This window comes from Mycobacterium sp. NGS50, assembly GCF_059812545.1.
Genome location: NZ_JCALCW010000032.1, coordinates 39,610 through 56,989 on the forward strand (window position 1 = coordinate 39,610; position 17,380 = coordinate 56,989).

Sequence of the window (17,380 nt, forward strand, 5' to 3'; positions counted from 1 at the left end):
GCCCACCAGCAACGCCAGGGAGCCCGCGGCGAGCCAGGCCAGCGGCGGCCCGCACCGGGTGGGTCTCACCCGTCTTATGCTGCCGCAGAACCATCGTTTCAGTGCGCGTTCATTCCGGTCGGGGCCGTTCTGCTTTGGGAGATCCGCGCGCCGACTGGTAGCCTGAACAGCTGCTGCCCAGGTGCTCGCTTGCCCTGAGGTAACCCAAGCCGAGAATTGCGAAGGAACTTACGCGTGGCCAACATCAAGTCGCAGGAAAAGCGCAACCGCACCAACGAGATCTCCCGGCTGCGGAACCAGTCGGTGAAGTCGTCGCTGCGTACCGCGGTCCGCGCCTTCCGCGAGGCCGCCGAGGCCGGCGAGAAGGACAAGGCCGCCGAGCTGCTGGTGTCGACCAGCCGCAAGCTCGACAAGGCCGCCAGCAAGGGCGTGATCCACAAGAACCAGGCCGCCAACAAGAAGTCGGCGCTGGCGCAGGCCCTCAACAAGATCTGATCTGCCGCGCCGTAGCGCGCGAGCAGCCGCAAAGCCCCCGTTTCGCCTACCGAAACGGGGGCTTTTGCGTCTCCGCCGACCGCGACTGGCACTGTCACGACGCGTCGGCGGCGTGTCGCGTCGTGACGATGCCGCTCGGGCAGCTGCTCGTCGGGTTAGTCGGCCACCAGCTCGGCGACCTTGCGGACCGCGGCTTCCAGCGCGTAGTCGGTGTCCACGGCCGCGCCCTTGACGTCGGCGTTGAGCGCGGCGACCACCTGCAACGCTTCGGCCACCGTGTCCCGCGACCAGCGCCGCGCCTGCCGTTGGGCTTTCTGCACCCGCCAGGGCGGCATCCCCAGCTCGGAGGCCAGCCCGTAGGGATCGCCCTTGCGCGGCCCGACCACCGCGATGGTGTGTACCGCCTCGGCCAGGGCGTCGGCCAGCACCACCTGCGGCTCCCCGCGCATCATCGCCCAGCGCAGCGCCTCGGCGGCGCCGGCCACATCACCGCCAACGGCCTTGTCGGCGATGTCGAAGCCCTTCACCTCGGCCTTGCCGCTGTGGTAGCGGCGCACCGCGGCGACGTCGACGTGGCCGCCGGTGTCGGCCACCAGCTGTGAGCATGCGGCGGCCAGCTCACGGATGTCGGAGCCGACCGCGTCGAGCAGTGCGGACACCGCGGCCTCGTCGGCCTTGACCCGCAGCGCCCGGAATTCGGCGCGGACGAAGTCGGTCCGTTCGCTGGGCTTGGTGATCTTTGCGCAGGGATGCACCTGGGCCCCCAGTTCGCGCAGCCTGCCGGCCAGCGCCTTGGCGCGCCCGCCGCCGGAATGCACCACCACCAGCACCGTGCCGGGCGGCAGATCAGCGGCCGCCGACTCGATCAGGGCGACGGCGTCCTTGCCGGCCTCGCCGGCGGCCTCCAGAACCACGACCCGTTCGTCGGCGAACAGCGACGGGCTCAACAGCTCGGCCAGCTCATGGGGGTCGACGTCACCGGCCCGCAACCGGTCCACCGGGATGTCGGCGGTGCCGGCCTGCTTGCGCACCGCCCGCAGCACCTCGGCCGCCGCGCGTTCGACCAGCAGTTCCTCGTCCCCGAGAACCAGGTGCAGCGGCGAGACCGGTTGGTTCACCCGGCAATCGTGTCACGGGTGGCCGACAGCGCCGCGAGCCGGTCCTGCCCGGTCAACAGGCCGGACGCCGCCCACGCCAGCGCGCAGACCAGCACCGCGGCCGTCGCCGACCGAAACCAGCGCCAGCGCCAGGCCGGCACCGCCAGCGCGGCGCCCGCGACCAGGACGGCCACCCCGGCCACACCGGCGGGAACGGGCACCGTCGCCCCCGGCACCGCGGCAGCCCAGTGCGCGACATGGCACACCCACCACAGTTCCGGGCCGGTGAAGCGGATCAGCAGCTGCGCCCCGGCCGGCCAGAGGACGCCGAGCGCCGCCGCGGCGCTACCCAATACGGTGATCGGCACGACCATCACCGCCACCAGGAGGTTGGCGGCGGCCCCGACCACGCTGAGGCGCCCGGAGATGCCGGCGATCAGCGGCGCGGTCACCAGCTGCGCCGCCCACGCCACGCAGAGCGCGTCGGCCACCGGTTTGGGCCAGCCCCGGCTGACCAGCCGCCGCGACCAGATCGGGGCGATCACCACCAGCGCCGCGGTGGCCACCACCGACAGGGCGAACCCGACGTCGACCGCCAGCTGCGGGGCGACCGCCATCAGCAGCAGCACGCTGGCGGCCAGGCTCGGGATCGCCTGCCGCCGCCGCGACGACACCACCCCCAGCAGCGCGATCGCCCCCATCACCGCCGCCCGCAACACGCTGGCGGTGGGCTGCACCACGATCACGAACACCACCAAGGCCAGCGCGGCCAGGCCCGCCGCCGGCCGCGGACCGATCAGCCGGGCAGCGAACAGCACCGCCCCGCACACGATCGTGACGTTGGCGCCCGACACCGCCATCAGGTGCATCAGGTTGGCGGCCCGGAACTCGCGGCTGGTGGTGGCGGTGACCGCCGAGGTGTCCCCCAGCACCAAGGCCGGCAGCATCCTGGCCTGCTCCCCCGGCAGCACCTGGCCGGCCAGCTCCGCGAACCGGGTCCGCACGGTGTGCGCGGCCCGCTGCACCGGCCCGGCCCGGCCCGGCGTCGCCGCCCCGGCGGCGGTGAGGACCGCGACGGTCAGGTCACGCCTGTTCGGGTGGGCGATCCGGGCCGAGAAGGCCAGCGGCTGGCCGACCATGACCTCGCTGACGTCGGCGGCGGGCGCGAAGACCACCACCCGGCCGGTGATCGGCTCGGCGCGCAGCCGCTGCAGGGTGGCGCGAAACATCAGCCGGCGCCCACCCACCACCATCGCGCTCTCGCTGGGGGTGACGACCACCGGTGCGACCGTGCCGAACGCCGCGACGATCGGGTGCCGGCGCACCGCGTCGGCGCGCAGCGCCACCGCCCACCCGAACCCGGCCGCCACCACACCCACCGCCGCCAGGCCGACACCCAGCATCGCGAGGCCGCCGGCACGCACGCGGTCGGCCCGCCACCACAGCACCGCCGACGCCGCGGCCAGCGCGACGCCCGATGCGGCGAGCAGATTGCCGACCGGCCACACGATCCCGGCAGCGGTGACCAGCCAACTGGCCAGCGCGGTCGGAGCCAACCGCAGATCCAGCCGCTGCTCCATGAGGCTCAGACGCGGACCAGGGCACGCAGCTTCTCCAGGCGCGCCGGGCCGATGCCGTCCACCTCGCCGAGTTGGTCGACGCTGGTGAACTTGCCGTGGGCGTCGCGCCACGCCACGATCGCCGCGGCGGTGACCGGACCGACGCCGGGCAGGGTGTCGAGTTGCGCGACGGTCGCCGTGTTGAGGTCGACGAGCCCACCGGCCTTGGCGGGCGCCGAGCGCGAGGTGGGCTGCGCGGGGGCGGCTGGGGCTTGCCCGGCATCGTCGCGTCCACTCACCGAACTGCCCAGCGACTTGGGCAGCCCCACCCGCTCCGCGATACCGACGACGATCTGTTCACCGTCGGCGACCTGGCGTGCCAGGTTCAATCCGACGGTGTCGGCGCCGTCGAGTACACCGCCGGCCGCGGTCAGCGCGTCGGCGATGCGGGCCCCGGGAGCCAAGGTCACCAGTCCCGGGCTGTGCACCAGGCCCACCACGCTGACCACCGGCTGCGCCTCGGCGGCCGCCGGCCCGGGATCCGCGCTGCGGGTGACCGAGGAAACCACCTCCACGGCAGGCAGTTTGGCCGATGCGACCGGCGCGGGCCGATCCCCGACCAGCGTGAACACCGTGATCAGCACCGCGACCGCCGCGACCGCCGCCAGCGCGATGGCCCCACTGCGGCCGGGGTCGACCCGCACCTTGGCCAGCCAGCCCCCGGACGCCGTTCCGTCGGGAACCCAGCGCGGCAGGATCGCGTTGGGGTCCTCCTCAGCGGCGTCGTCGTCCTCATCGCAGGTGTCAGCGGCGTCGCCGTCCTGACATTGGGGCGGCAGACCCAGCCGGCGGTGCGCCCGGCCGACCGGAAGTTCGGTTCGCATGGGGCCGACCCTAAGCAGCGGCCACGACGCGGACCGGCCGCACACCGGGCGATCAGGGGCCCGCTGTGGAGCAATCCGCAACTGTGCACAACCAACCGACTGGTCGGGGGCTGCCGACCGGCCGGTAACCGCACGCATTAGTGTTCAGACAGCATCGGTGCACGCTCACCCGCCAGACAAGGAGGCTGCCATGCAGTTGGCGCTCACCGCAGATGAGGCCGCTTTCCGCGACGAGCTTCGGACCTTCTACACCACCAAGATTCCCGCCGAACTGCGCGAGCGGGTCCGGCTGGGCCATGAGCTGGGCCGCGACGGGATCGCCACCAGCCACAAGATCCTCAACGAGCACGGTCTGGCGGTGCCGGGCTGGCCGGTGGAGTGGGGCGGCAAGGACTGGACCGCCACCCAGCACCAGATCTGGCTCGACGAGATGCAACTGGCCAGCGTGCCCGAACCGCTGACGTTCAACGCCAACATGGTCGGCCCGGTGATCGCCGAGTTCGGCTCGCAGGAACTCAAGGAACGGTTCCTGCCGCCGACCGCCAACCTGGACATCTGGTGGTGTCAGGGATTCTCCGAGCCCGAAGCCGGGTCGGACCTGGCGTCGCTGCGCACCACCGCGGTGCGCGACGGCGACAGCTACGTCGTCAACGGCCAGAAGACCTGGACCACGCTGGGGCAGTACGCGGACTGGATCTTCTGCCTGGTCCGCACCGATCCGCAGGCGCCCAAACGCCAGGCCGGTATCTCCTTCCTGCTGTTCGAAATGTCCACCCCGGGAGTCACGCTGCGACCGATCAAGCTGATCGACGGCGGCTACGAGGTCAACGAGGTCTTCTTCGAAGACGTCCGGGTGCCCGCCGATCAGCTGGTGGGCCAGGAGAACCAGGGCTGGTCGTACGCGAAATTCCTGCTCGGCAACGAGCGCGCCGGTATCGCCGGAGTGGGCCGCACCAAGGTCCGCCTCGCCGAGGTCAAAAAGCGCGCCACCGAGACCGGGCTGCTCAGCGACCCGCTGTTCGCGGCGCGCCTCGCCGAGGCGGAGAACGACGTGCTGTCCCTGGAACTCACCCAGATGCGGGTGGCCTCCGGTTCGGTCGACGGCAAGCCCAACCCGGCGTCGTCGGTGCTGAAGCTGCGCGGCAGCCAACTGCAGCAGATCGCCACCGAATTGATGGTCGAGGTTGCCGGCCCGGACGCGTTGCCGTTCGAGGCGGGGCCGGATCTCGCGTCGCCACACTGGGCGCAGCACAGCGCGCCGCACTATCTGAACTACCGCAAGACATCGATCTACGGCGGCAGCAACGAGGTGCAACGCACCATCATCTCGTCCACCATCCTGGGATTGTGAGGCAGCCATGGACTTCCAATTGAGCGACGAGCAGACCCTGCTCCGCGACACCACCCGGGATCTGTTGCGCAACTACGACATCGAGACCCACAACAAGATCGTCGACACCGAGCTGGGCTGGAACCGCGACGTGTGGAGGCAGCTGGCCGAGGTCGGGATCCTGGGGCTCGGCCTGGAGCCCGACGCCGGCGGCCAGATCGAGGTCATGCTGGTCCTCACCGAGATCGGGCGGCGCCTGGCGCCCGAGCCCGTCGTCAACGCCGCCCTCGGGCCCGGCGCCATCATCGCCGAGCAGGGCAGCGACGACCAGCGCGGGTTGCTCGACGACGTCGCCGCCGGCGAGAAGCTGCTGGCGTTGGCGCACAACGAGCCCGGAATGCGTGGCGCCGCACTGCAGGTGTCGACATCGGCGGTGCGGCAAGGCGATTCGTGGGTGATCAGCGGGCGTAAGAACCCGGTGCTGGCCGGCCACTGCGCGGACACCCTGGTGGTCAGCGCGGCCCTGCCGGACGGCGGGACCGGACTGTTCCTGGTCGACACCGCCGAGAACGCGGCGGTGACCCGCCAGCCGTACCGGACCTTCGATGGTCTGCACGGCGCCCAGATCGACTTCGACGCGGCCGCGGCGCAGCCGTTGGGGGCCGCCACTGATGCATCGCCGGCGTTGCGGGCCGGCCTGATCCGCATCCAGTCGGCGCTGTGCGCCGAGGCGCTCGGCGCGATGGAGGAGGCGCTGCGGCTGACCACCGACTACCTCAAGACGCGCAAGCAGTTCGGGGTCACGCTGAACACCTTCCAGACGCTGACCCAGCGTGCTGCCGACATGTACGTGTCGCTGGAGTTGGCGCGCAGCATGAATCTGTATGCCGCAATGTCGATCGCCGACGGCAACGTCGACCCGGTGATCGCGGCGCGCGCCAAACTGCAGATCGCCCGCTCCGGGCGGCACATCGCCCAGGAGGCCATCCAGCTGCACGGAGGTATCGGGGTGACCGCGGAATACCCGGTGGGCCACTACGCCGCGCGGCTGACCGCGATCGAGCAGACGCTGGGGTCCGCGCAGGACCAGCTGGGTGTGCTGGCCGGTCAGGTGGGTGACTACGACCTGGCCCGGCTGTAATCCCCGAGATTGCACTCAGGGACCAACAGCGCCGGTAGATCCCTCCCTGGCTGCAATCTCGCGTCAAATCCTAGAAGCCGAAACCGATCTGGGCCGGCAGGTCGCTGACGAACGCGGCGTCCAGGCGTCGGATCAGCTCGGGGTCCGTGCACCGCAGCCGGTTGGCGCCCGCCAGCGCCGACGCCCGGTGGGTGCCCAGGTACAGGCTGCCCAGCACATCGAGGTCCATCTCGACATCGGCCGCCGCGTCGGTCGGTGTGCACCGGGCACGGCCGTCGCGGATCTCCAGGGCCAGCCGGCCGCCGTCGCCGCGGAAGCCATCGGACAGCTGCAGCACCACGGACAGGTCCGCATGATAGCTGCGCGCCTGCAACGCCGCGGGAGCATCCATGATCCGCAGCCACAGACCGTCCTCGCGCGCGGTGGTGGTGGCCAGCCGCGGATCGGTCAGCAGGTAGGGCAACGGGTCGTCGGGATGGGTCAGGGCGCTGACGGTCTGCATCAGGTCCAGCCCCAGCAGCGCGCGCCACAGCGCGACGTGTGCCGCGGCGGTCGCCGCCCGGAATTCGCCGACCCGCACCGACTTCGGGTCATGGCCGTGCACCCGGTACAGCACGTAGCCGTCGGGATGCAGCAACGCGAACCGTTCTGTGCCGCCACCGCGCGTGCTTTCCCGATCCGCGAGCAGGTCATCCCACAGCGGGGTCGGACGTATCAGCCCGCCGGGGGTGCGCTGCCGCCACCGGTCATAGATGGCGGCAAGCTCGTCGCGGCACTCGACGGGTTTGACCAACCGGACCCCGCCGGGGTCCGGCACGTCGGGGTGAAACCGGGCGAACCGGCGGTCGATGGTCCATTCGTGGTCGGTGGTGGCCGGACCGTACCCGAAACGGCCATAGATGCCGCCCTCGCTGGCGGTCAGGGCGGCGACCGGGTATCCGGCATCGGCGATGCGCCGGTGCAAATCCTCGTACATCATCCGCAAAATGCCGCGACGACGATGTGTCGGAGCGACGACCACCAGGCTGACCCCGGCCGTGGGCAACACCGCCCCGCCGGGGACGGTCAGCCGCAAATCCAGGTACAGCGCGTGACCGACGATGTCGCGGCCGTCGTACACCACCACCGCACCGTCGGTGGCCTGCAAAACCCGCCATGCCGTGAACGACTCCGGCTCGACCGACCACCCAAAACCGGTGGCGGCCAGCAACGATATCGCCGGCCAATCGTCGTCGGTGGCGGTGCGCAGGGTCAGGGTGGTCACGGCCTTCGACGGTGCCACAGACGCCCGTGCATCGCATCCCAATAAAGTGATCACACCACCACCGACCTCGAGGAGCGCCATGAGAGCCACTGACCGTCCGCTGCGGGTGATCCAATGGACGACCGGCAACATCGGGCAGCGGTCGCTGCACGCCATCATCGGCCGGCCCGACATGGAGTTGGTCGGGGTCTACGCGCACGGCGCGGGCAAGGTCGGCGCCGACGCGGCCAAGCTCGCGAACTGGCCGGAACCGACGGGGGTCACCGCGACCAACGACATCGAGGCGCTGATCGCGCTCAAACCGGACGCCTGCTGTTACAACCCGCTGTGGCCGAACATCGATGAGTTGGTGCGACTGCTGCAGGCCGGCATCAACGTCTGCTCCAGCGCGGCGTGGATCACCGGCGGCAAGCTGAGCCCGGCCGACCGGGAACGCGTCGAGGCGGCCTGCCAGGCGGGGCAATCGACGATGTTCGGCAGCGGCGCACACCCGGGCCTGACGAACATGATCGGCATGGTGCTGTCGTCGGCGTGTGAGCGGGTCGACGAGATCCGGATCACCGAGTCGGTGGACTGCTCGACCTACGAGTCCGCGGACACCATGGCGGCGATGGGGTTCGGCCAGGACCCCGACACCCCCGGCCTGGCCGACAGTGTGCGACGCGAGTGCGAGGTATTCGCCGAGTCCGCGGCGATGATGGCCGATGCCATCGGTGCGCAACTGGACAAGTTGACCTTCGACGTCGAATTCACCGCCGCCACCGCCGATTCCGACCTGGGCTTCATGAAGATCCCGGCCGGCACCGTCGGCAGCGTCTACGGCTATCACCGCGGCTGGGTCGGCGAGCGCAACGTGGTCAGCGTCGGCTTCAACTGGATCATGGGAAGCCACGTCATCCCGCCCAAGCCGGTCGCCCACGGCCACGTCATCCAGGTGTTCGGGGTGCCCAACATGCGCACCGTCATCCACTGCCTGCCGCCCAAGGATTGGGCCGAGGCCGGCGTCGGCGGACTGGGCGGCATCTACACGGCGATGCCGGTCACCAACGCAGTACCGGCCGTGGTCGCTGCCGCACCCGGCATCGTCACCCTGGCGGATCTGCCGCCGGTCACCGGTCGCGTCGCGACCTGAGGTTCGACTCACTGATGCCAGTCATTGACAGGAGTCAGTGACCGGAACCACAATGCGAGGCGATGCCTCTACAGGTCGCCCCGCCGGCACTGACGCTCGAGCGCCGCTGCGCGCTGGTCGCCGTGGCGCTGTCCGGTGGCGCTCGCGACGGCGCCCGACTGGTGTCGGGGGAACGCCGCGGCTTCGGCCTCAACCCGGGGCGCAGGATCGTCGAGGTCCCCTACCCCGTCATCGACCCTGGCTGGACCCCGCGGACGCTGACCTGCGGGGTAGCTTTGCAGTGCGCCCCGTCCAAGGACGCTTTCGCCGACTACGCGCTGCATGAACTCGCCGCGCGGGAACTGGCCGCCCTGGCGGTCGTCGAGGGCCGGGTGGCGCTGGGTTGGATCGAGGTCAATTGGCCCGGTCTGCTGCCCGAATGCCGGCGACATCTCGTCGGACTGGAGCCGCAGTCGCCGGACGGCGCCGACGCGGCGCAGATGATCGACGCGGCAATGGTTCTCGCTCGTTCGCGTGAACAGCTCGACCGCTACCCGCTGCTGGGCCGGCTTACCCCTGCTGCGGGACCGCGGCGCGGTATCAGCGCGGCGGCGCTGCGGATGCGCGGCCGCATGCCGTGGAGTTCGCAACGAACCCACCGACGGATCGGGTTCACCATCCCGGTCGGCGGGGAAGGCGGTGTCCGCAATCCGAATCTGCCGCCGCCCAGCCGCCCCGAAGACGAAGAGATCGAGATCCGCGCCGACCAGCGCGTCGGCATCCCCTACCCGGAATGGAACGCCTGGACCGGAGCGTTCCTGCCGCGCCATGTCGCGGTGCTCGAACGCAAACACGAAACACGCTCGACAGCACCGCAACCCGTCTCGCCTGCGATCCGGCGCTGGTTCGAGCAGCACACCCACCGGGTGATGCGCGGGGGGCTCGAAGACGGGTGCGATCTGGACATCGACCGCTACGTCGACCACTATGTCGACACGAAATCCGGTGGGACGTCCAAAGGGCTGGTGTTTCGGGAGTTGCTACCGGGCTTCCGCGACGTCAGCACCGCGTTGCTGCTGGACGGCAGCTCGTCGCTGGGCATCCACCAGGGCCAGATCTTCCGGCTCGAATTGGCATGCGCCGACGCGCTGTCGCAGGCGATGAAACTCGCCGGGGAGCGCCACGGCGTCTTCGTGTTCAGCGGCAGTACCCGCCACCGTGTCGAGGTCCGCTGCCTGAAGGATTTCGACGACCCCAGCTTCGCCGCCCCCAGCGGACAAGGCCTGGCAACCGGCGGATACACCCGGCTCGGCGCGCCGGTGCGGCACCTCACCAGCCGGCTGCTGGCCCAGCCCTCGCAACGACGGCTGCTGATCGTGATCGGCGACGGTCTGATCTCCGACGAGGGCTACGAGGGCCGCTACGCGTGGGCCGACGTCACCCACGCCGTCGAGGAAGCCGAGGCGGCAGGGGTGTCCGTGTACTACATCGGGGTCGGCCCCACCCGGGTGGATCCGCTGCCGGAGGTGTTCGGGCCGCGCCGCTCCACCCGCATCAAACGGATCGACGAACTGCCCAACGTGTTGGCGCACGTTCATCGAGAGCTGGTGTCGGCGTAGGTTTTTCACTCGGCCGGGCGCACGATGACGCCCGCCGCCTGCTCGAGCGGCTGGATCGCGGCGGTGAAGTCGCAATCGGGCCCGAGCACGCTGATCACGTTCTCCCACGCCTGCCCGACCGCCGCCATCACCTCCGTCGGCACCCCCAGGGCCTGCGCCTCCTCGAGGTAGAGCCGGACATCCTTGACCATCAGCCCGGTCGCGAAGCCGAAGTCGAAGGTGCGCGGCAGAATCGACCGCGGGAATTTGTCCCGGCTGGCGTGCGTCGCGCCCGAGCCGGCGTTCAGGACGTCGATCATCACCTGCGGATCAAGACCCGCCTTGACCCCCATCACCACGGCCTCGCAGGTGGCGATCAGCCCGGTGGCCGCAAGCATGTTGTTGACCAGCTTCATGGACTGCCCCGAACCGGGCGCCTCGCCGACGTAGAACACCGTCCCGACCGCGTCGAGCACCGGGGCCACCAGATCGAAATCCCGACGCGCGCCCGACACCATCAGGGCGAGCGTGCCGCGCTGCGCGCCGGCGATACCGCCGCTGACCGGGCTGTCGATCGCGGCGATGCCGCGCCGGGCAAGCCGCTGCTGGATTCGCTGCGCCGTACCGGCGCCGACCGTGGAGAAGTCGACGAAGCGCCGCACCGACGTGCCCTCGATCAGCCCGTCGGCGCCGGTGGCCACCGCCAGCGACGCCTCCGGTGACGGCAGGCTCGCCAGCACGGTTTCGGCGCGGTCACCGACGTCCTTGGCCGAGGCAGCACGCTGCGCGCCGTGGCCGACGAGGCGGTCCAGGGCGTCGTTGCGGGTATCGAAGGCCACCACGGCGTGGCCGGCCTGCAGAAGTCGCCGCGCGATCGGAAAACCCATGTGACCCAGGCCGATGAATCCGAGTTGCACGCCCGTGTCCTTAGTTTTCCTGTCGCTCCACGTCGACGCAGACCGCCACCGCACCCCCGCCGACATGCAGGGCCAGCACCGGGCCCAAATCGGTGATGATCGCGGGTTCGCAGGCCGGCAGTCGCTCGGCCAGTGCCGCCGCAACCTCGTCCGCACCCTGCGGATTGGCGACATGGTGCACCGCGAGCCTGGCCGGCCGGTCGCCGACGATCTCACACACCCGCTCGATCATGGTGGCGACGGCCTTGCTGGGGGTGCGCACCCGTTGCGCCAGAACAAGTTTTCCGTCGTCGATCCGTAGCAGCGGTTTGAGCGACAACGCGGTGCCCAGCCACGCGGCCGCACTGCCGATTCGGCCGCTGCGGCGCAGGTTGTCCAGTCGGTGCACGACGATGTAGCCGTGGCTGCGGCCCACCGCGGCCGATGCCGCGTCGGCAACGGCGTCCAGGTCGGCGCCGTCGGCCGCTGCCCGAGCAGCAGCCAGCGCGACGAAACCAGACGCCATGGCGACGGTTTTCGAGTCGATCACCCGCACCGCGGGTCCCACATCGGCGGCAGCCAGTTGAGCGGCCCGCAGCGTGCCCGACAGCGCCGAGGACAGGTGCACTGCCAGCACGCCGGCACCGCCGCTGTCGGCAAGCGCTTGGCGGTACACCGCTCGCAGGTCGTCGGGGGTGGCGGCGGCGGTGGTGGCCCCGTCCCGCTCGTGGATGTCGTCGGGAACCTCGTCCACCCCGTCGCGCAGGTTGGCGCCGTCGAGCAGGATATGCAGCGGAACTTCCCGGATACCCCAACGCGTGCGCAGGTCGGCGGGGATCCGCGCGGAGGAGTCGGTGACAACGACTACTGCCACGGGCACCGCCGCTCCTGGGCGCGGGTCATCCGGGCGACCCTGGTATCCCGGCTTCGGCCAGGGCTTTGAGCATCAGGTCGGCGACCGCGCGGTGCGCTTCGAAATTCCAGTGGATGCCGTCGGGGTTGCCGCGACCGCTCATCACTTCGTCGCCGACCGCCTCTTTGAGGTCGACCAGCGGAACATCGTGCTGGGCAGCCCATTCGGTGATGGCGGCGACGGTCCCGGCCCTGCCGTGGTGCGCCTTGCCATAGGTCTCGGCGATGTGGACGGACGGCAACGACGCCACAATCGGGATCCCGGGGCGGTTGAAATCGATTGCACCACGGGTATCTTCGAGATACTGCGCGGTCAAATGCGGCGGCAGCGCCGAAGGGGCCACCGGTGAGAGTCGCGGCTGCAGCCAGCCGTAGCCGTCACGCACCCAGCGTCGCAGCCACGGCGGGCGCACATAACGGATCAGTTCGCGCAGCGCGGTCGGCAGCACCGACGGCAGCGAATCCATGCCGCTGGTCGCGAAGATGACCGCACCTGCCCGCGGCAGCGCCGCCCAGGCACGTGGGTCCTGGGTGGCCGCCCACCACACATCTCGACAGGTCCAGCCGATCCGGCCGATCAGTTCGACATCCCAGCCGATTTGGGCCGCAACGATATTGGGCCAGATCCGCGGGTCGTCGGCAGGAAGCCCGCCGGTCGGCCCGTAGTAGGACAGCGAGTCGGCGAAGATCAGCAGCGTGGGGCGGGGCTCAGAGGACATCGTTGGCCACCTGCGCCGAGGCGTTCCAGACATCGATGCGCCATCTGATGTCGTCGAAGGCGGTGCTGGAATCGGAGTCTTCGCTGTGTCCGCTGAGCTGCGTCCAGCTGGCGTTGCCCATGCCTCCCAGCACCGGCCAGTTGTCGACCGGCAATCCCAGCAGCGATGCCGCCAATGCGGCGATCAGGCCGCCGTGGGTCACCAGCACCACCGGCCGCTCGGCACCATGGGTTGCGCCCCACTCCGGTTCGGCGGCAATCAGCTCGGCGACCAGGGGCCGGCTGCGATCGGCGACGTCGACCCGGCTCTCGCCGCCGTGCGGCGCCCAGGTGGCATCCTCACGCCAGGCCAGCCGGGCACCGGGTGCGGCCTCGTCGACCTCGGCGTGCGTCAGGCCCTGCCAGTCACCCAGGTGCGTCTCACGCAACCGGGTGTCCACCCGAACCGCCAGGCCGGTGCGCTCCCCCAGCTTCTCGGCGGTGTCGTCGGCCCGGCGCAGATCCGAGGACACGATCAGCAGGGGTTGACGCTTGCTCAGCACCTCGGCGGCGGCCACCGCCTGCGCGTGCCCCAGCTCGCTGAGCTCGGTGTCCAGCTGGCCCTGCATCCGGCTGGCGGCGTTGAACTCGGTCTGCCCGTGCCGCAGCATGACCAGCCGCCGGACTCTCACTGCGCGCCCTCCAGCGTCACCGGCACCACCGGACAGTCGCGCCACAGCCGGTCCAGCGCATAGAACTCACGCTCCTCCTGGTGCTGGATGTGCACGACGATGTCGACGTAGTCCAGCAGCGTCCAGCGGCCGGCGCGGGTGCCTTCGCGACGGGCCGGCTTGTAGCCCGCCAGCCGCATCTTCTCCTCGACCTCGTCGACGATCGCGTTGACCTGCCGTTCGTTGGACGCCGAGGCGATGACGAAGCAGTCGGTGATCACCAACTGGCCGGACACGTCGATGACGACGACGTCGTCGGCGAGCTTGGCGGCCGCCGCCCGGGCGGCGACAGTCGCCATTGCGACGGCCTCTTCGGTCGCGGTCATGGCTGGCCTCCATCGGGTTTGCTGTAGAGCCGTCGCTTGGACACGTACTGCACCACCCCGTCGGGAACCAGGTACCAGATCGGCCGGGATTGCGCGGCGCGCTGCCGGCAGTCGGTGGACGAGATCGCCAGGGCGGGCACCTCGACCAGGGTCAACGCGTCGGGAGGCAACTGGGCCAGCACCTCGGAGAGGTGCTCTCCGTGCAGTTCGTAGCCGGGCCGGCTCACCCCGACGAACCGGGCCAGGGCAAACAGGTCCTGCCAGTCCTCCCAGGTCAGGATGGACGCCAGGGCGTCGGCGCCGGTGATGAAGAACAGTTCCGCGTCCGGGTGCGCCGCCCGCAGCTCGCGCAGCGTGTCGCGGGTGTAGGTGGGCCCGGCCCGGTCGATGTCGACCCGGCTCACCGAGAATCGCGGATTGGCGGCGGTGGCGATCACCGTCATCAGGTAGCGATCCTCGGCGGCGGTGACGGCATGGCTCTTCTGCCACGGCTGACCGGTGGGCACGAACACCACTTCGTCGAGGTCGAATCGGTCGGCCACCTCGCTGGCAGCGACCAGGTGGCCGTTATGGATGGGATCGAACGTCCCACCCATCACACCCAGCCGCCGCGGTTTTCGCACGATAGGCCAGCTTACTGGGCTGTCATTCACCTCCACCGGCGAGCGTGCGCCGAATGCCAGTTTTCTGGCCCACCACCGCACAACTACGCACGCTCACGGGCGGGCCGGCTAGGCCCGCACCAGACCGTCGTCGATCATCTGCTGGAAGTGCTCGACGACCGACTCTTCCACCGGCCGGAACCCGATGCCCAGCTCGCTGCGCGCACGCGAACTGTCCAACCGCAACGGCCAGCCGACGTTGAGGTCGACATATCTGCGGGTCAGCCCGGCCACCGGCGCCGCCAGCTTGATCATGAACTTGGGCAGTTCGCGGCTGGGGAAGGACATCCGGGAGCCGAACTTTTGCCGCAGCATCCTGCCGATGTCGAGCATGTTGACCACCGCGGAGTTGACCACGTAGCGGCCGTGCGCCGCGGGGGTGAAACCCGCGACGATATGCGCGCGGGCGACCTCACGCACATCGACGACGCCCATGGCCAGCGCGGGCGCGCCCAACGCCATCGTCATGTCGACGAAATGCTCCATCGTGGTCATGCTTCCCGACGCGCTGGCCGTGGTCAGCGCCGGACCGAGCACCAGCGACGGGTGGATGGTCACCAGGTCCCAGCGCTGCTGCGCTTGTTGGGTCGCCCAGGCCTCCCGCTCGGCCACCGTCTTGGAGTACGAGTACGGCTGGTGGTCCAGGGTGCTGGTGGTATTCCAGTCCGCCTCGGTGAAGCAGTCCTTGCCTTGCATGTCCGCGTTGTCGCCGTAGATCGCGACCACGCTGCTGGTCAGCACCACCCGGCGGACCGAGGCGGTGCGGTCCACCGCGGACAACACGTTGCGGGTGCCTTCCAGCGCGGGACGCACCAGCTGCTGCTCGGGATCACGGATGGCGCCCAGCAGGAACGGCGACGCGGTGTGGATGACCAGCTGGCATCCGCCCATCGCCGCGGCGAAGCTGCCCGGGTCCAGCAGGTCCGCGCGGTGCAGGGTGAGTTTTCCGGGATGCTGGTCGGCCAGCGCGTGCAGATGCTCCAGACCCTTCGGTTTCTCCGGGTCGCGAACCGTCGCGCGCACCTGGTAGCCGTCCTCCAACAGGTAGCGCACAATCCAGCTCGCGATGTATCCGCTGCCGCCGGTCACCAGGACCGGCGCGCCGGGGTCGATGCTCGTCATGGTTTCTCCTTCACCGGGCCGGGCTTTTCGCCGAAATTGCACTCAGGGATGGAAAGTTCGAGCGGGCCCGTACATGAGTGCAATCTCGGCGTCGCAGGCATCTCACACCGGCAGCAGTTGGTCGATCACCGAGGCCAGCTGTTTGGCCGACCGGCATTCATGCATGGTGATCACCTCCTGGTAGCGGCTCACCGCTGAATCACCGCTGTTCCACAGGTGTTTGGGCTCGGGATTGAGCCAGTGGGCGTGCCGGCTGGCGGTCACCATGTGCGCCAGCACGTCGGTGGCCGGGTCCCGGTAATTGGTGCGGCCGTCCCCGAGCACCAGCAGCGAGCTGCGTGGCGACAGCACGTTGTGGAACTGTTCGGTGAACGAGGTGAACGCGTTGCCGTAATCGGAGTGCCCGTCGCGGGTGTAGACCTCCGCCTCCCGGGTGATCCGTTGGATCGCCACCGCCAGGTCGGCATCCGGCCCGAACAGATGGGTGACCTCGTCGGTGGTGTCGATGAAGGCGAAGACGCGGACCCGCGAAAACTGTTGGCGTAACGCGTGGACCAGCAGCAAGGTGAAGTGGCTGAAGCCGGCCACCGATCCGGACACGTCGCACAACACCACCAACTCCGGGCGGGCCGGCCGGGGTTTGCGCAGCACCAGGTCGATCGGAACCCCGCCGGTGGACATCGAGCGGCGCAGCGTCTTGCGCAGATCGATCGCCCCGGCCCGGGCACGGCGCCGCCGCGCGGCCAGCCGGGTGGCCAGGGTGCGGGCCAACGGTGCCACCACCCGCCGCATCTGGCGCAGCTGCTCGCCGGAGGCGCGCAGAAATTCGACGTTCTCGGAGAGTTGTGGGATTCCGTACATCTGGACGTGGTCGCGGCCGAGCTGTTCGGCGGTGCGCCGCTTGGTTTCCGACTCCACCATTTTGCGCAGCTGGTTGATTCGCTGCGCGGCAAGCGCTTTGGCGATCTGCTCCTGGGTCGGGCTGGGCTCGTCGCCGTAGGGCGCCAGCAACCCGGCCAGCAGCCGGCCCTCCAATTCGTCCAGCCCCATCGCCTTGAGCGCCTGATACGACGAGTAGGACGGGCCGCGGCTGGAGTTGTACCGGCCGTAGGCCTCCACGATCCGGGCGATCATCGCCGTCAGCCGCTCATCGAGATCCGCGAGATCGGGGTTGTCGGTGAGCAGGTCGAGCAGCATCTCCCGCATCGCGTCGACGTCGTCGGCGGGCAGCTGCCCGCTGTCCGGGTCCGCCTCGTCCGAGGCGATCACCGTGCGCCCGCCGAGCGCGGCCGGGAACCACAGGTCGAACATGGCGTCGTAGGTGTCGCGGTGATCCGCCCGACGCAGCACCGCGCAGGCCAATCCTTCGCGCAGCACCTCGCGGTCGCCCAGCCCCAGCACCGACATCACCCGCCCGGCATCGACGGTCTCCGAGGGCCCGACCGCGATCCCGGCGCCGCGCAATGCCTCCACGAAACCCACCAGATGGCCCGGGATCCCGTTGGGGGCCAACGGCTGTGGGGGGCGGGTGCGGGCGGCCATCAGTTGAGCCCCA

At 70.1% G+C, this 17,380-nt stretch carries 17 protein-coding genes; 5 read left to right on the top strand and 12 right to left on the bottom strand.

Annotation, left to right across the window (positions count from 1 at the left end; translation table 11 throughout):
• The first annotated feature begins 234 nt into the window (after positions 1-234).
• Positions 235-495: a 30S ribosomal protein S20 gene (rpsT, locus tag AC5Y36_RS20200; protein ID WP_500042730.1), complete on the top strand. Its 261-nt coding sequence runs from the start codon at positions 235-237 to the stop codon at positions 493-495.
• Between the two features lie 155 nt (positions 496-650).
• Here rpsT and holA read toward each other — a convergent pair whose 3' ends face one another.
• Genes holA through AC5Y36_RS20215 form a run of 3 tightly spaced genes read right to left on the bottom strand, consistent with a single transcriptional unit; the run spans position 651 to position 4,035 of the window.
• The gene (gene holA / locus AC5Y36_RS20205; protein WP_500042731.1) at positions 651-1,613 is read right to left on the bottom strand and encodes a DNA polymerase III subunit delta; all 963 of its coding nucleotides are present in this window, start codon (positions 1,611-1,613) and stop codon (positions 651-653) included.
• Positions 1,610-3,181 carry a ComEC/Rec2 family competence protein gene (locus AC5Y36_RS20210; protein WP_500042757.1) on the bottom strand — a complete coding sequence of 524 codons (1,572 nt, stop codon included), beginning with the start codon at positions 3,179-3,181 and terminating at the stop codon, positions 1,610-1,612. The genes holA and AC5Y36_RS20210 overlap by 4 nt, the downstream gene beginning before the upstream one ends.
• On the bottom strand, positions 3,178-4,035 hold the full coding sequence (locus AC5Y36_RS20215) for a ComEA family DNA-binding protein (RefSeq protein WP_500042732.1): 858 nt from the start codon (positions 4,033-4,035) through the stop codon (positions 3,178-3,180). The genes AC5Y36_RS20210 and AC5Y36_RS20215 overlap by 4 nt, the downstream gene beginning before the upstream one ends.
• 190 nt (positions 4,036-4,225) lie before the next feature.
• Between AC5Y36_RS20215 and AC5Y36_RS20220 the strand changes: the two genes are divergently transcribed.
• The gene (locus tag AC5Y36_RS20220) at positions 4,226-5,386 is read left to right on the top strand and encodes an acyl-CoA dehydrogenase family protein (protein ID WP_500042733.1); all 1,161 of its coding nucleotides are present in this window, start codon (positions 4,226-4,228) and stop codon (positions 5,384-5,386) included.
• Between the two features lie 7 nt (positions 5,387-5,393).
• Positions 5,394-6,506 carry an acyl-CoA dehydrogenase family protein gene (locus AC5Y36_RS20225; RefSeq protein WP_500042734.1) on the top strand — a complete coding sequence of 371 codons (1,113 nt, stop codon included), beginning with the start codon at positions 5,394-5,396 and terminating at the stop codon, positions 6,504-6,506.
• Between the two features lie 70 nt (positions 6,507-6,576).
• Here AC5Y36_RS20225 and AC5Y36_RS20230 read toward each other — a convergent pair whose 3' ends face one another.
• A complete protein-coding gene (locus tag AC5Y36_RS20230; protein ID WP_500042758.1) occupies positions 6,577-7,761 on the bottom strand; it encodes an enhanced intracellular survival protein Eis in 1,185 nt (394 codons plus the stop codon).
• 88 nt (positions 7,762-7,849) lie between these two features.
• Here AC5Y36_RS20230 and AC5Y36_RS20235 point away from each other — a divergent pair, with 88 nt between their 5' ends.
• Both AC5Y36_RS20235 and AC5Y36_RS20240 read left to right on the top strand, forming a co-directional pair.
• Positions 7,850-8,902 carry an NAD(P)H-dependent amine dehydrogenase family protein gene (locus tag AC5Y36_RS20235; protein WP_500042735.1) on the top strand — a complete coding sequence of 351 codons (1,053 nt, stop codon included), beginning with the start codon at positions 7,850-7,852 and terminating at the stop codon, positions 8,900-8,902.
• A 62-nt stretch (positions 8,903-8,964) separates the two neighbouring features.
• Complete coding sequence (locus AC5Y36_RS20240) at positions 8,965-10,500, top strand: nitric oxide reductase activation protein NorD (protein ID WP_500042736.1); 1,536 nt, start codon at positions 8,965-8,967, stop codon at positions 10,498-10,500.
• A 5-nt stretch (positions 10,501-10,505) separates the two neighbouring features.
• Here AC5Y36_RS20240 and AC5Y36_RS20245 read toward each other — a convergent pair whose 3' ends face one another.
• From AC5Y36_RS20245 to AC5Y36_RS20280, 8 genes are all read right to left on the bottom strand, one after another.
• Positions 10,506-11,396: an NAD(P)-dependent oxidoreductase gene (locus AC5Y36_RS20245; protein ID WP_500042737.1), complete on the bottom strand. Its 891-nt coding sequence runs from the start codon at positions 11,394-11,396 to the stop codon at positions 10,506-10,508.
• Between the two features lie 10 nt (positions 11,397-11,406).
• Positions 11,407-12,249: a DegV family protein gene (locus tag AC5Y36_RS20250; RefSeq protein WP_500042759.1), complete on the bottom strand. Its 843-nt coding sequence runs from the start codon at positions 12,247-12,249 to the stop codon at positions 11,407-11,409.
• A gap of 25 nt (positions 12,250-12,274) precedes the next feature.
• Entirely contained in the window at positions 12,275-13,006 is a 732-nt protein-coding gene (gene octT / locus AC5Y36_RS20255; protein WP_500042738.1) for a diglucosylglycerate octanoyltransferase, read from the bottom strand.
• Positions 12,996-13,676, bottom strand: a complete 681-nt coding sequence (gene gpgP, locus AC5Y36_RS20260; protein WP_500042739.1) for a glucosyl-3-phosphoglycerate phosphatase — start codon at positions 13,674-13,676, stop codon at positions 12,996-12,998. Before gpgP ends, octT begins: the two co-directional genes overlap by 11 nt.
• Positions 13,673-14,041, bottom strand: a complete 369-nt coding sequence (gene rsfS, locus AC5Y36_RS20265) for a ribosome silencing factor (protein WP_500042740.1) — start codon at positions 14,039-14,041, stop codon at positions 13,673-13,675. The genes gpgP and rsfS overlap by 4 nt, the downstream gene beginning before the upstream one ends.
• Positions 14,038-14,646, bottom strand: a complete 609-nt coding sequence (nadD, locus tag AC5Y36_RS20270; protein WP_500042760.1) for a nicotinate-nucleotide adenylyltransferase — start codon at positions 14,644-14,646, stop codon at positions 14,038-14,040. The genes rsfS and nadD overlap by 4 nt, the downstream gene beginning before the upstream one ends.
• Before the next feature lie 126 nt (positions 14,647-14,772).
• Complete coding sequence (locus tag AC5Y36_RS20275; RefSeq protein WP_500042741.1) at positions 14,773-15,825, bottom strand: NAD-dependent epimerase/dehydratase family protein; 1,053 nt, start codon at positions 15,823-15,825, stop codon at positions 14,773-14,775.
• Positions 15,826-15,927: 102 nt separating this feature from the next.
• On the bottom strand, positions 15,928-17,367 hold the full coding sequence (locus tag AC5Y36_RS20280) for a vWA domain-containing protein (RefSeq protein ID WP_500042742.1): 1,440 nt from the start codon (positions 17,365-17,367) through the stop codon (positions 15,928-15,930).
• Between the last annotated feature and the right edge of the window lie 13 nt (positions 17,368-17,380).

Excerpts from the sequence above, each read along its gene's own strand:
- AC5Y36_RS20235 (WP_500042735.1), top strand. The coding sequence starts at position 7,850 with ATGAGAGCCACTGACCGTCCGCTGCGGGTGATCCAATGGACGACCGGC.
- AC5Y36_RS20225 (WP_500042734.1), top strand. The coding sequence starts at position 5,394 with ATGGACTTCCAATTGAGCGACGAGCAGACCCTGCTCCGCGACACCACC.
- AC5Y36_RS20240 (WP_500042736.1), top strand. The coding sequence starts at position 8,965 with ATGCCTCTACAGGTCGCCCCGCCGGCACTGACGCTCGAGCGCCGCTGC.
- AC5Y36_RS20275 (WP_500042741.1), bottom strand. The coding sequence starts at position 15,825 with ATGACGAGCATCGACCCCGGCGCGCCGGTCCTGGTGACCGGCGGCAGC.
- AC5Y36_RS20220 (WP_500042733.1), top strand. The coding sequence starts at position 4,226 with ATGCAGTTGGCGCTCACCGCAGATGAGGCCGCTTTCCGCGACGAGCTT.
- AC5Y36_RS20215 (WP_500042732.1), bottom strand. The coding sequence starts at position 4,035 with ATGCGAACCGAACTTCCGGTCGGCCGGGCGCACCGCCGGCTGGGTCTG.
- rsfS (WP_500042740.1), bottom strand. The coding sequence starts at position 14,041 with ATGACCGCGACCGAAGAGGCCGTCGCAATGGCGACTGTCGCCGCCCGG.
- octT (WP_500042738.1), bottom strand. The coding sequence starts at position 13,006 with ATGTCCTCTGAGCCCCGCCCCACGCTGCTGATCTTCGCCGACTCGCTG.
- AC5Y36_RS20280 (WP_500042742.1), bottom strand. The coding sequence starts at position 17,367 with ATGGCCGCCCGCACCCGCCCCCCACAGCCGTTGGCCCCCAACGGGATC.